The following is a 13,248-nucleotide window of genomic DNA, read 5'->3' on the forward strand; positions in this document are numbered from 1 at the left end:
ATGCAAAATTTCTATTGAAGATTTGTAATTATTGCATACTAATGTTTAGAGATGTATTTAATTCTTTGTAGGATGCCCAGTGTAATAGACTAATGTGCCAACATACTCCTCTATTCCCCAAGGAAGGCTAACAGCACATACTTCTTTAGGTAAAAATAATTCATAGTTCGACTTGCAGAACCAGAAGCAATACTTTCCCATGCACACCTCTTCTCCCCTTGCAGAAATTCTCCGGCAACGTCGCCAAAAACTCGCCACTTTGATTGATTTTCCAGCAGTTCTCTGGTCAGGTGGTAGCAGTCCTCGCAATTTCCCTGCTAATACCTTCCCTTTCCGTCCTAGTAGCCATTTTCTCTACTTTGCTGGACTACCTCTAAAAAATGCTGCTATTCGATTAGATGGTGGTAAGCTTCAACTATTTATGGATAATCCTCCACCAGAGGATGCTCTTTGGCATGGGGAAACACCTACCTGCGAAGAAATAGCTGAGAAAATTGGTGCAGATGATGCCAGACCAATGGCGGAGTTAGAAGATTATTTAGAAAATGCTGCGACTCTGCCTGTACAAGATGCGGCCACTTGGACACAACAAACTCAATTTTTAAATAGATGGATATTACCCCAAAATCCACCAGATGGAATTGATTTAGAGCTAGCTAAAGCTATTGTTTCTCTGCGTCTTACCCATGATGCAGGAGCATTAGCTGAGTTACGTCAAGCTGCTGCTGTCAGTGTCCAAGCGCACAAAGCTGGAATGGCAGCCACACTGACAGCTAAATTAGAGGCAGAAGTCCGGGCAGCCATGGAAGGTGTGATTATTGCCCATAATATGACTACTGCTTATAGCAGCATTGTCACCGTCCATGGTGAAGTTTTACATAATGGACATTACCACCACAGGTTACAGCCAGGTGATTTACTTCTCGCTGATGTGGGTGCAGAAACTGGGACTGGTTGGGCAGCGGATATTACCCGGACTTGGCCAGTGTTTGGGAAATTTTCCCCTACCCAAAAAGATGTTTATGACATTGTTTTAGCAGCCCATGATGCTTGTATTCAAGAAATAGCGCCTGGTGTGGAATATTCAGAAATACATCTATTAGCTGCGACAATTTTGACTAAAGGCTTGATTGAGTTGGGTATTTTACGCGGTGATGTGGAAAAGTTAGTGAAGATAGATGCCCATTCTCTCTTTTTTCCCCACGGTATAGGGCATCTTTTAGGGCTAGATGTACATGATATGGAGGACTTAGGGGACTTAGCTGGTTATGAGGAAGGAAGAAACCGCAGTCAGCGTTTTGGTTTAAGCTATTTGCGGTTAAATCGTCCCCTCCAACCGGGAATGTTGGTAACTATTGAACCTGGTTTTTACCAAGTGCCAGGAATTATTAATAATCCGAAAATACGTTCTCAATATCAGTATTCTGTCAATTGGGAGAGACTAGAACAATTTGCTGATGTTAGGGGCATTAGGATTGAGGATGATGTGTTAGTAACCGAGTCTGGCAGTGAAGTTTTAACTGCTGCATTACCAACTAGTTCTCAGGAAATAGAAGCTTTGGTGAATAGTTAGGTATGACAGTTTTGTTTTTCTCTAGGAAATTAAAATCTGCCATTACCTTGAATAATATGTTTGACGGTGGTTAGAGTTTCTAAACTAATGAATCCTCGTCTGTGACCTTTTTGATTTGACATGCCTAAAAATACGCTATCTCCTCGTGATGGGTTGCGCGAGAAGCGAGGGGAAGCGTTGATGTAGGTGGAGGCGCTATTTACTCCTAAGGCAAATTGACGGCTTTCTTGATAGGATTCTGTTACTATGCTGTCGGCGTGACCGCTACTGTATTGATTAATCCAAGCGATCGCACTTTCTAAGCTATCTACTAATTTAAAAGCCACTGTCTTGGTTAAATAGGGTGTTCCCCATTCTCCTTCCTTGGCTAGCTGCAACTGGGGAAAGGCTTCTACCAATTCTGCATCCCCTTTGAGTTCAAAGCCTTTTTCTTTTAAACTGTTCCACAAAACAGATAAAGATGATGGCAAAGCTTGACGATGAATTAAGACTTTCTCAATGGCGTTAACTGGGTCAGGTTCACTTTGATGACTATCAAGAATCATCCACCGTACCATGTCTAAGCTACCGTTGAGCGACCAGTAAAGGTAACAATTGCCCATAGCTGACTTTAATACTGGACAGGTGGCTTGTCTCACTACCTGTTGAATTAAGCTAGACCGTCCATAGGGAATGACTAAGTTTATATACTGGTCTTGGGTGACTAAATCCCTTAAGGATGTACCATGTTCAGCGGTGACTAGTTCGACACACCCGGCTGGTAAACCAACTTCTGTAATTGCTGTTTGTAATACTTCTGCGATCGCTGCATTGGAGTGACTAGCTTCCGTACTACCTTTGAGAATAATACTATTCCCTGTTTTAATACAGAAGCCTGCGGCGATCGCTCCTAAATCGGGAAATGCCTCATAAATAAAGCCAATCACTCCCAAAGGCATTAATTGGGTATAACTTTGGGAATCTTCTTGTTGATATTCGGCGTTTCTCACCCGACGTAAGGGGTCAGATAATTCCCCTAATCTTTGGAGAATGGCCACAGTGTTTTCTAAGCGAGAAGGAGTTAATTTTAGCCAATCTAAAATCAACTCTGACACGGCCATTTCTCGACTAGCTTCTAAGTCTAAAGTGTTAGCTTCGAGAATGTCATCAAATGCCCTTCCTAGTGCCTGTGCCATTGCCAGCACGGCCCGACTTCGGTCTACACCCTTGGTAATTCCTAGCTTCAGAGAAGCTTGTTCAGCGCGTTTGGCGCTTTTAATTGGTTCAGGGCAATCATCAACAGCTTCAACACTCATGGAGTTAACGTCTGTAAGTAAGCCAGACCATAATCGCTGGCAGGATAGCTAACAGCACTGCCACCATTGCCCATGCAATAATGCTGGAACCATTTGCCAAGCGCAGTGCTAATGGTAGCCATATAATCACTAGCACAAAAATAATACCCAATGCTATGGGCAAATAGCTTTCTCCTAATTTGGAATGGACAACGTGCCAACTGTTTCCATGCCAGCGCCAAGCTCTTTTGTAGGGATAGGTGGTGGAAAGTTGTTCAAGTACATAACCATTTTCTTCAACGACGAAAATTTGTTGACAGCGATCGCATCCAAATGCTTCTGTCAAGGTAATTGGGATTAACTGCCCCCGACGACGGCAAGGACAAGTGTATTCGGTATTTAAGTCTATTTTTTCTGGTTTGTGAGATGGCACAAGGGAGCTAAATAACTTGAGCGTAGGTTTTACAATGTTTCCCACTTTGTCCATAGTTCTCCGTGGGGATGCCAAGAATTACTTCCTAGCTAGCCTATTTTTACAAGTGGGCTAACTTGTTTATCTCCAGTATATTTCTAGCCATGTTTTCGTCACTAGTTGGCCATAATCATACTGCTGGTATCAGCACCAAGCACCTCTGAATTGAATATCCACAATCCAGGATGGGTGGAGAAAAGAATAATGTCCAAAAAACTTAATAGCCTCGTTTTTCAGAAACTAATGCTCCTAATAACAGAGCTTTTCTAAAAACAAGGCTTGATGCTAATATTAGAAGAGCGGGTAACGCGATTCGAACGCGCGACATTCACCTTGGCAAGGTGACGCTCTACCACTGAGCTATACCCGCAACTATCACACTAATATTAGTATTTCAGATTTACTCAGGTTTGTCAAGCCCTCAATTAAATTTTTTCCCAAGATAGTAGTCAGCTGACCAATCACCTCGTTTCATCCCGCTATGACTCAACTGATTCAGAGAAGGTCGCTGGCAAAGATTGGGTGTGATGAGTGTAAGTTTCTGCTAGGTTAGGGCGCAGTTGACGCATCAGGCTGGCCATTTCGATAGCGTTCATGGCATATTCCCAACCATGATTACTTTTAATTCCTGCCCGTTCTAAAGCTTGTTGCATTGTATCCGTGGTCAAAACACCAAAAATCACTGGTACACCAGTTTGAAAACTAGCGGCAGCAACGCCTTTAGCTACTTCAGCGGATACATAATCGAAATGAGGTGTTTGTCCTTTTATGACTGCACCTAAACAAATAATGGCATCGTAACGCTTGGATAAAGCTAGTTGGCGAGCCACCAGGGGAATTTCAAAGCTACCAGGAACCCATACATAGTCTACTTGGTTGCCTTGGGGATCGGGGTTGATGCCATGACGTTTTAGGCAATCTTGACATCCTTCTAAGAGCTTGATGGTAACTAAGTCATTAAACCGACCAATTACCAATGCAAACCGCAAAGGCTCTGTTTGGGTAAAACTTCCCTCAAAAACTGCCATGACTGCCTCTTAAATTAAGAATCAACAAGAATCGAGAAGTCAGAATCTAGGAGAAATCATCTATCTGCTCTGCCATAGCTTGGCTTGGGAAGATGCCAAGACTGTTGTTCTCCTGGGTTCTGAATTCTTTCAGGGTCAATATACTTTTCAGCTTTGAATATAGAGGAGCAGGAAAGCGATGTCTGGAAAAAGGCATCAACAAGAAGAAAAATCCTTCTTTTGGTTGAGTAACCCTTGACCTTGGCTTTTCTGCTCCTCTAGTTTTTATGTTATGTGTTAGTGTTTGGTTGAGGCGGTCGCCTACACGACAAAAAAGTTTAATACACCCACTACAATCACTAAGGCAATCCAAACTCCAGAACCAACCCAAAGGAGCTTTTTAGATTCAACCCAGTTTTGAGGGGTAGCGTAAGCAACGGGAACTCCTACAACTAGGGCAAAGGACAGTAGCACTAAAGATATTAAAGCGACTTGAAATATTATGCTCATTTTTGCTTTCCCAAAATAGCGAAATCGTGGCAACTTACTACTTCGCCGCATAACGCGAACAAAGTGGTTAACCCAGGAACTCCTGTGTATACACCTAGAGTATACTGAGGAACTTATATTTTACCGAAAAATGGGGTATAAAGCCGCGCCCTTCTAGGGTGAATATTTGTCGCCATACTCCTTGTAATTATTACACTTGTGTCACTCCTAAACTCCTCATGCTCGATTTAATTCTTTGTCATACAACTGTTGATTTTGACGCTTTGGGAGCGGCTGTAGGACTAACTTGTCTGAAGCCAGGGAGTAAGATTGTACTGACTGGGGGAGCACATCCACCTGTAAGGGATTTTTTGGCTTTGCATCGCGATGAATATTCGTTGATTGAACGACGGGCTGTGAATCCTGAGCAAATTCGCTCTTTGACTGTTGTGGATACGCAACAACGCGATCGCTTGGGGAAGGCCGCTGAATGGTTGGATTTACCTCATATCCAGCAAATCATTGTTTATGACCATCATCTGGGACAAAATCGCGATATCCCTACTACCCAGCTGTATGTTGATCAGGTGGGAGCGACAACCACTTTAATGGTGGAGGAGTTACAAAAGCGTAATATTAGTTTAAATCCTGCCCAAGCAACGGTGATGGCCTTAGGGATTCATGTAGATACAGGTTCCTTAGCTTATGAACAATCTACACCCAGGGATGCTTTGGCTTTGGCTTGGTTGATGCAGCAGGGGGCAAGTTTACCAGTTATTTCTACTTATCGTGACCCTGGTTTAACACCCCAATTACAGCAGCTATTAACAACAGCTTTAGACAATTTAGAATATGTTTGTCTGCGGGGATATACCATTGCTTGGGTGACCTTGAGGACAGAAGGGTTTATCCCTGGTTTATCTAATTTGGCTTCAGAAGTCATTGATTTAACAGAAAGTGACGCGCTACTCCTAGCTAACGAGTATCCGTTGAATGAAAATGATTGGCGTTTGACTATTATCGGGCGATCGCAAATTAAAAGTACCAATCTGCACCTATTATTTCAAAATTTCGGTGGTGGTGGTCATTCTCAAGCGGCTTCTCTCAATCTCCGCACCACTAACTCCCAACCAATTTTGCAACAATTACTAGAGGGATTAAAAACTCAAATTCCCCATCCTCCAGTGGCACGGGATTTGATGTCCTCCCCAGTCCGCACTATCCGTCCTGAAACCACCATTGCTGAAGCACAGCGCATCCTCTTGCGCTACGGGCATTCTGGGTTATCTGTAGTTAATAGCCAAGGACAACTAGTAGGAATTATTTCCCGTCGAGATTTAGATATTGCCTTACATCATGGCTTTAGTCATGCACCAGTCAAAGGTTACATGACCACAAATTTAAAGACCATCACACCAGATACCACCTTGCCACAGATTGAAGCATTGATGGTCACCTATGACATCGGTCGGTTACCAGTCTTAGAACATCAACAGCTAGTTGGTATTGTTACCCGCACCGATGTTTTACGAGAATTACATCAAGCAGAATTAGAAACAGGAAGATGGGGAAATGACCAAACAGGGAAAGAGAGAGAAAATCATATCAATCTTCCTCAATTAGAAAATAAACTTGCGCCTCAACTTTGGCAATTACTAGTTAAAGCTTCCCAAGCAGCAGAACAACGCGGTTGGCATCTTTATTTAGTTGGTGGTGCTGTTCGGGATTTACTCCTATCAGAAGCTGCCACTAGCACTTTGATGATTACAGATATTGACTTAGTAGTTGATGGTTTTCACAAGTCAGCAGATGTCGGTGCAGGTGTAGAACTGGCAAAAGCATTACAAGAAATTTATCCCCAGGCTCGGTTAGACATTCATGGTGCTTTTCAAACTGCGGCTTTATTGTGGCACAAAGACCCAGAATTAGACTCATTATGGGTAGATATTGCCACTGCCAGAACCGAATTTTATCCTTACCCAGCAGCCAATCCAGAAGTTGAAGCTAGTTCCATTCGCCAAGATTTATATCGACGAGATTTTACTATTAATGCCCTGGCATTAAGATTAACATCTCCCCGCGCGGGTGAGTTAATGGATTTTTTTGGTGGTCTGTTAGATTTACAAGCAAAACAAATTCGTGTTTTACATGCCAATAGTTTTATTGAAGACCCGACCAGAATTTTTCGGGGAGTGCGCTTTGCGGTGCGTTTTGGCTTTCAAATTGAAGCACAAACCGCTAGATATATTAACTATGCTATTCACAGTGGTGTTTATGACCGCACCAGCCAAGAAAATAGTCGTACTCCTGCACTCCAAACTCGTCTTAAAGCTGAATTAAAGCATATTTTAGAAGCACCTTATTGGTTATCTGCTCTGCAATTATTAGAGCAATTAGGTGCGTTGAAATGTATTCACCACGACTTGCAACTAGATGGTAGATTACTGCGAAAATTGCGATTATTGGAACGCTGTTTGCACAAATTTGCAATTCAAGAAACCTTAATTCCTTGGCAAATAAGTTTAGAGGTATTAATTGCTCACTTAGATGGTAAATATCGAGAGAAAGTAGCCAAAAATTTACAATTACCTGATGATAGTATTACTAGATTAAAGAAATTGTCTCAAACTACATCTGAAGTTATAGAATTATTACCTAATTGTCAATTTCCCAGTCAAATTGTGAATTTACTGCGGACATATGATTTAGAAACATTAATTTTAATAGCTCTAGAGGGTTCGTGCTTGATTAGAAAGCAAATATGGAAATATTTAACAACTTGGGCAAATATTCAACCACTATTAAATGGCAATGATTTAAAACAATTAGGGTATAAGCCAGGTCCCCAATATCGAAAAATGTTGGATGATTTGTTGGCAGCTACTTTAGATGCAGTTATTCAGAACAGAGAAGAAGCAGAGGGGTTTTTAGCCCAGCATTATCCTCGATAAAATCGGTTATATAGCAGGTGACAGATAACCCCACCCGCGCTGTCGCTTACCATCTCCGTAGGCACGAATTGGTATTAGTTATCTACGGTGATGAAAAAGACCTGTAGTAGGGACATTGCACAGTAGATAGTGTCAATTCTTACCCCTATTATGCAACGTCTATATAATTGTGAATTTGTAATTTTTAATTTTTATTACATCTGATTAAGCATTTTATGAGTTTGGGGGATTACCCGCACTTGTTTAGCTATCTGCTTCATCAAAGCTTGCCATTCTAAAACTTGCTCTGGCAAAGGTGCTAACACAGGTAATTGACTAAATTTTTGATTTTCTGCTAAAGGTGTTACTGGTTGGAGAAATATGGGTATTTCTTGACTTAATTCTGCCACTAAGGAAGCTGAACGTTTTAATTCATCAGGATCTGTATCTTGAGAGACGATTATCTTGATAAAAACATTTATATTTGCATCTAGACACAATTGGAGAAACTGAGAATGTTCTAGCCAATAACTTTCACCACTAACGCTAGGCAACTTTAAATCCATACCCACAGAGTCCAGGTAGGGAAGAATGAGTTTAAGTTGTTCTGGTCGATGTCCACCAGTTTCTAGATAGATGGGTAGATTGGTGAGCGCACGTACCTCTGGCAAAAATTCCCGCAAAAATGGAGCATGAAGAAGTGGTTCTCCACCAGTTAAGCTGATACTATCGTGTAAAGAGGGAAGATTTTGCCTTTGCACCCATTCGATTAAGATTGAAAGAGGTACTGGATTCGAGTGAATTTCAAAATCTCTAGATCCAGGCGATCGCTCAATTCTACAAGTGGAGGGTGCAGTCCATGTATAGGCGCTATCGCAAAAGTGACACCGTAAGTCACAAATCGCAAAGCGAATAAAAATTTGGCGAGTCCCGACATTCAAGCCTTCTCCTTGAATAGCAGAAAAAATTTCCATCAGGCGTGCTTCGGGTTTGAGAGTAGTCTTTTTAACATTCATGGGATGATAACAGTGCGATCGCGCTAGATGAGGAACAATGGAAAAAGAGTTTTTTACTTTTATCTCTATTGTCAACCTTAGCTGTTTCTCTTCTCCCTCATTTCCCTTGACTAGCAACTTGTGCTTAATCACACTAATTCAAAATGAGCTTAGGTGATTTTTTAGGACAAAATAATATTTGGCGGATTAGATTTTAGATGGCAACTAAAGTGCAAAGCTTCATGAGTAGCCAACCCACAGCAGGAGAATTTCCCGTAACTGACCTGAATGGCACACTCATCGTGCAGGTGCCAACAAGGTTGAGCGTGCTTGAAGCTCTCGGCTTTAAGCAAACCTGCCAAAACTTAATTGCAGCTGAATTTCCTCCGAAACGGCTGGTTATAGACTTCCAAAACACTAATTTTATGGATAGTAGTGGTTTGGGAGCTTTAGTTAGTAATTTTAAAAATGCTGAAGAAAAAGCAATCTCATTTACACTTTGTAATGTGACTCCCCAAGTAATGGCTGTCCTCAACCTGACTGGACTGGATCAGGTGTTTGCCATAGAATCTCTTCATCACATATCCTGTGTCGAAGAAAGTAATACAGCCGATGTCAGGGCAGTAGCTGCGCGCAAACTAGAAGCTTTACCCCAAACTCATCCTTCCGTTACCTCATGGATGAAGCGCCTCATTGATATTGTGGGTTCACTGGTGGGCTTGGCGATTACAGCGGTTTTATTCATTCCCATTGCGATCGCCATTAAAATAGATGATCCCGGCCCCATATTCTTTTGTCAAACCCGCTGTGGTTGGATGGGTAAGCGATTCGGTATTTGGAAATTTCGCTCCATGTGTGTGGATGCAGAAGCCAAAAAATCTTTAGTTACCAACCAAGCCCAAGGAGCTTTCTTCAAAAACGATCAAGATCCCAGAGTAACGAAAGTGGGACGTTTTCTCCGTCGCACCAGTCTGGATGAGTTACCCCAATTTTGGAATGTTCTCAAAGGGGAAATGAGCTTAGTTGGCACTAGACCACCTACACCCGATGAAGTAGAACGTTATGAAATTCCCGAATGGCAACGCTTAGATGTGAGGCCAGGGATGACTGGGGAATGGCAGGTGAACGGACGCTCAACAGTGCGGAGTTTTGAAGATGTCATTCGTTTGGATTTGCAATATCAGAAAAATTGGAGTTTGATTTACGACTTAAAGTTGATTTTGAAAACGATAGCTATTTTGTTTAACAAAAATAGTGGTGCTGTCTAAACAAAGTCCTGTGATTCTTGATTAGTCAGCATTTACTTAGTAACCAATAGAAATCAACATAAATTTTAAATCCCTGTCATTAGACCAGAAATTATCAAGTAATTTCTGGTTTTTATTTTGACAAAATACTGACTTTTCCCTTCAACTACATATTATACCAATTCTGTATGGAGACATGCCGAATTATAGCAGGTGACAGAGCTAAAAGCCTTTGACTGTCTAAGTTTTAGTGTTAGTTAATCTCCTAACCGCTCTGTCCATTGCTATATATATATAATCAGGTATCGCTAAATATCACTAGTTTATAATGCTACATAGTAACATTACGTAGCAAAGAGAAGGAAAAAGAGCTTCAGAGATATTTTGCGTAAGTCCTGAAGTTTTTGGTAGGGAACAGGGAACAGTTTCAGAAATTCAAATAGCTGAAGATGTAGGAACTTAACTAAGTATCACTCCCTCTTCCTTCTAGTGGGACACTTAAGTATGAATTTAAGTGATATTACTTAGATTAATCCATGATTTTTCCATATTTACCACTAGGCTGTATGCTTTGGTTTTGTTAAAAACTCGCATTCTTTAATCAGCGGCTATCAAAATTTATCTAATCTTCAAATAAATGTCACTGACAGTATCAGAGACTAAGGAGACAATGAGTATAGAAACTAGCAAATCTAATAGTGATTTTAAAAACCAATATTTTCGGTCATTACAAATAAACCAGGGAACTCCGAGCTAATTGAACGTATGCAGATTCTGATTTACTCCTATAACTACCATCCAGAACCTATCGGTATAGCTCCGCTCATGACTGAGTTAGCAGAAGGACTTGTGAAACGTGGACACAAGGTACGTGTAGTCACAGCTATGCCCAATTACCCTGAACGGCAAATTTACGAGGCATACCGCGGTAAGCTCTACACGACTGAGTACAAAAACGGAGTAGAAATTCAACGCAGTTACGTTTGGATTCGTCCCCAACCTCGTCTATTAGATCGAATATTGCTGGATGCTAGTTTTGTATTTACCAGTTTCTTCCCAGCTTTGATGGGGCCACGTCCAGATGTAATTATTACCACTTCACCATCTTTGCCTGGTTGTGTACCAGCGTCTTTGGCAGGTTGGTTACACAATTGCCCAGTAGTTTTAAATTTACAAGATATATTACCTGAAGCAGCTATTCACGTTGGTCTCCTCAAAAACAAGTGGCTAATCAAGTTATTTACAGTATTAGAAAAATTTGCATACCGTTCTGCTAGCAAAATCAGCGTTATTGCTGATGGGTTTGTGGAAAATCTTCTTTCTAAGGGTGTACCAGCTAATAAAATTGTCCAAATCCCTAACTGGGTAGATGTCAATTTCATCCGTCCCTTAACCAACAAAAATAACTCTTTCCGCGCTACCCATAATTTGGATGGTAAATTTGTTGTCTTGTATTCTGGCAATATTGCTTTAACACAAGGATTAGAAACTGTAGTTAAAGCTGCTGCCCAGTTAAAGGAATTTACTGATATAGCTTTTGTGATAGTTGGCGAAGCCAAAGGACTACAGCGATTACAGCAGGAGTGCCAAAAAGTAGGCGCTGATAATGTGTTACTTCTACCATTTCAACCACGGCAAGAATTACCCACGATGTTGGCAGCAGCAGACGTGGGTTTAGTTGTGCAAAAGAAAAATGTCATTTCTTTCAATATGCCGTCAAAAATCCAAGTATTGCTGGCCAGCGGCAGAGCGTTGATAGGTTCTGTCCCAGCTAATGGCACTGCTGCAAAAGCAATTAAGCACAGCGGTGGTGGAGTGATTGTACCACCGGAAGATCCTCAGGCTCTAGCGACAGCAATTCTAGACTTATACAGAAATCCTGAAAAAGTGGAAAACTTGGGTTACAAGAGTCGGAAATATGCTATGGAACATTATAGTTTTGAGCAAGCTTTAAACCAATATGAAACTTTATGTAATTCTTTAATGGCAGAAAAAAGTGTGATTCAGCCTTCTATTGTCACTAAGCAGGAAGTGTAATGAAGATAGGGAATAAGGGGTACAGGTGCAAGGGATCAGGTGTAAACAAGAGGTATTTTCCCTTGTCCTCTCCTATTCTTCTTGGTGCATTGGAACAGTTAATTCATCAACCAGCCCCATAACCACTGGTTTTTTTGTTAGTATTCAAAAAAACCTATGCAAAAAATTACAGTTCAATTGTTCTCAAAAAGTTGAACTGCTAGTTACAAATGGAAAAAACCACATGTTGAGGTTGAATGACTGATTATTTCCAAGGCAATCTCCCAATACAATCTGTCCCTCAGACCAAGAATGTAGTCGATAGCCCAGTGGCTGACAATGCAGAGGCAAGTGAAAAACTAGCTCTCACTATAGCGGAAGCAGGCGCAGACCGTAAAGCAGGTGAAATTTTATTGCTGAAGGTAGGAAATATTTCTTATCTCTCGGACTACTTTTTGATTATGACGGGCTATTCTAAAGTTCAAGTGAGAGCGATCGCTGATGCCATTGAAGAAAAAGTAGAAACTGAGTTAAACCGTCGTCCTTTGAGAACAGAAGGTAAAAGCGAAGGCACTTGGGTATTGCAAGATTATGGCGAAGTGATGATCCATATCATGATGCCGAAGGAAAGAGAGTTTTATAATTTAGAAGCGTTCTGGGGACATGCAGAACGGATTACGCTACCAAATTCTGATGATGGTGAGGGTAAGCCTAGATGATGAAATCCTCTGTTTCTAATTGCCCAGTGCCGACAGAGCAACAACCACTGAATGAGTACGAAGAGTTAAAAAGTTCTTGGCTCTTTCGCGATAGTACCCTAAGCTGGCGGCATTACTTCACAAAAATTTTGTGGATTTGGGGTTGGTCTGGATTAGTAGCAGGACCAGTCGCTGCGGCTAGTTTTCCTCCCCAAAAATACTGGGCTTATTTTTTTCTCAGCACAGCAGCAGGTGCAGGAATTGGGGTGGTGCTGGTGCTGGTGCGCTTATATTTGGGTTGGTTCTATATTCGCGATCGCCTTTACAGTCAGACTGTATTTTATGAAGAGTCTGGTTGGTATGACGGACAAACCTGGATTAAACCCCTAGATATTGTCAATCGCGATCGCTTAATTGTTACCTACGAAATCAAACCCATCCTCCAACGCTTGCAATTTACCTTTGCTGGCTTGGCGGGAATATATCTTATTGGTACTATAGTTTGGCATTTGTTATAAATAGTCATTGGTCAGTAGTAAAATCAACC

Annotated in this window: 11 protein-coding genes and 1 tRNA gene; 6 read left to right on the top strand and 6 right to left on the bottom strand. The window is 41.4% G+C overall.

Features of this window, described 5'->3' with window-relative positions; all coding sequences use genetic code 11:
* The first annotated feature begins 199 nt into the window (after nt 1-199).
* A complete protein-coding gene (locus tag H6G73_RS01515) occupies nt 200-1,573 on the top strand; it encodes an aminopeptidase P family protein (RefSeq protein ID WP_190601168.1) in 1,374 nt (457 codons plus the stop codon).
* A 29-nt stretch (nt 1,574-1,602) separates the two neighbouring features.
* Here H6G73_RS01515 and H6G73_RS01520 read toward each other — a convergent pair whose 3' ends face one another.
* The 5 genes from H6G73_RS01520 to psbZ all read right to left on the bottom strand — a co-directional run bounded on the left by H6G73_RS01520 (nt 1,603) and on the right by psbZ (nt 4,836).
* Complete coding sequence (locus tag H6G73_RS01520; RefSeq protein ID WP_190601169.1) at nt 1,603-2,868, bottom strand: glutamate-5-semialdehyde dehydrogenase; 1,266 nt, start codon at nt 2,866-2,868, stop codon at nt 1,603-1,605.
* Nucleotides 2,869-2,872: 4 nt separating this feature from the next.
* A complete protein-coding gene (locus tag H6G73_RS01525; protein WP_190601256.1) occupies nt 2,873-3,280 on the bottom strand; it encodes a hypothetical protein in 408 nt (135 codons plus the stop codon).
* A gap of 337 nt (nt 3,281-3,617) precedes the next feature.
* Nucleotides 3,618-3,689, bottom strand: a tRNA-Gly gene (locus tag H6G73_RS01530).
* Nucleotides 3,690-3,798: 109 nt separating this feature from the next.
* On the bottom strand, nt 3,799-4,347 hold the full coding sequence (gene ribH / locus H6G73_RS01535; protein WP_190601170.1) for a 6,7-dimethyl-8-ribityllumazine synthase: 549 nt from the start codon (nt 4,345-4,347) through the stop codon (nt 3,799-3,801).
* 300 nt (nt 4,348-4,647) lie between these two features.
* On the bottom strand, nt 4,648-4,836 hold the full coding sequence (psbZ, locus tag H6G73_RS01540) for a photosystem II reaction center protein PsbZ (protein ID WP_190601171.1): 189 nt from the start codon (nt 4,834-4,836) through the stop codon (nt 4,648-4,650).
* 218 nt (nt 4,837-5,054) lie between these two features.
* Here psbZ and H6G73_RS01545 point away from each other — a divergent pair, with 218 nt between their 5' ends.
* Nucleotides 5,055-7,766 carry a CBS domain-containing protein gene (locus H6G73_RS01545; protein WP_190601172.1) on the top strand — a complete coding sequence of 904 codons (2,712 nt, stop codon included), beginning with the start codon at nt 5,055-5,057 and terminating at the stop codon, nt 7,764-7,766.
* Between the two features lie 194 nt (nt 7,767-7,960).
* On the opposite strand, the gene H6G73_RS01550 is transcribed toward H6G73_RS01545, so the two are convergent.
* A complete protein-coding gene (locus H6G73_RS01550; protein ID WP_190601257.1) occupies nt 7,961-8,761 on the bottom strand; it encodes a 7-carboxy-7-deazaguanine synthase QueE in 801 nt (266 codons plus the stop codon).
* 197 nt (nt 8,762-8,958) lie between these two features.
* On the opposite strand from H6G73_RS01550, the gene H6G73_RS01555 reads away from it, so the two are divergent.
* The 4 genes from H6G73_RS01555 to H6G73_RS01570 all read left to right on the top strand — a co-directional run bounded on the left by H6G73_RS01555 (nt 8,959) and on the right by H6G73_RS01570 (nt 13,219).
* On the top strand, nt 8,959-10,008 hold the full coding sequence (locus H6G73_RS01555; RefSeq protein ID WP_190601173.1) for a sugar transferase: 1,050 nt from the start codon (nt 8,959-8,961) through the stop codon (nt 10,006-10,008).
* A 744-nt stretch (nt 10,009-10,752) separates the two neighbouring features.
* Entirely contained in the window at nt 10,753-12,024 is a 1,272-nt protein-coding gene (locus H6G73_RS01560) for a glycosyltransferase family 4 protein (RefSeq protein WP_190601174.1), read from the top strand.
* Between the two features lie 236 nt (nt 12,025-12,260).
* Entirely contained in the window at nt 12,261-12,722 is a 462-nt protein-coding gene (gene rsfS, locus H6G73_RS01565) for a ribosome silencing factor (protein ID WP_190601175.1), read from the top strand.
* Nucleotides 12,719-13,219 (top strand): CGLD27 family protein, encoded by a 501-nt coding sequence (locus tag H6G73_RS01570; protein WP_190601176.1) that lies wholly within the window; start codon nt 12,719-12,721, stop codon nt 13,217-13,219. The genes rsfS and H6G73_RS01570 overlap by 4 nt, the downstream gene beginning before the upstream one ends.
* The last annotated feature ends 29 nt before the right edge of the window (nt 13,220-13,248 follow it).

It is taken from the genome of Richelia sinica FACHB-800 (genome assembly GCF_014698825.1).
GTDB lineage: Bacteria > Cyanobacteriota > Cyanobacteriia > Cyanobacteriales > Nostocaceae > FACHB-800.

Excerpts from the sequence above, each read along its gene's own strand:
- H6G73_RS01515 (WP_190601168.1), top strand. The coding sequence starts at position 200 with ATGCACACCTCTTCTCCCCTTGCAGAAATTCTCCGGCAACGTCGCCAA.
- H6G73_RS01520 (WP_190601169.1), bottom strand. The coding sequence starts at position 2,868 with ATGAGTGTTGAAGCTGTTGATGATTGCCCTGAACCAATTAAAAGCGCC.
- ribH (WP_190601170.1), bottom strand. The coding sequence starts at position 4,347 with ATGGCAGTTTTTGAGGGAAGTTTTACCCAAACAGAGCCTTTGCGGTTT.
- psbZ (WP_190601171.1), bottom strand. The coding sequence starts at position 4,836 with ATGAGCATAATATTTCAAGTCGCTTTAATATCTTTAGTGCTACTGTCC.
- H6G73_RS01545 (WP_190601172.1), top strand. The coding sequence starts at position 5,055 with ATGCTCGATTTAATTCTTTGTCATACAACTGTTGATTTTGACGCTTTG.
- H6G73_RS01550 (WP_190601257.1), bottom strand. The coding sequence starts at position 8,761 with ATGAATGTTAAAAAGACTACTCTCAAACCCGAAGCACGCCTGATGGAA.
- H6G73_RS01555 (WP_190601173.1), top strand. The coding sequence starts at position 8,959 with ATGGCAACTAAAGTGCAAAGCTTCATGAGTAGCCAACCCACAGCAGGA.
- H6G73_RS01560 (WP_190601174.1), top strand. The coding sequence starts at position 10,753 with ATGCAGATTCTGATTTACTCCTATAACTACCATCCAGAACCTATCGGT.
- rsfS (WP_190601175.1), top strand. The coding sequence starts at position 12,261 with ATGACTGATTATTTCCAAGGCAATCTCCCAATACAATCTGTCCCTCAG.
- H6G73_RS01570 (WP_190601176.1), top strand. The coding sequence starts at position 12,719 with ATGATGAAATCCTCTGTTTCTAATTGCCCAGTGCCGACAGAGCAACAA.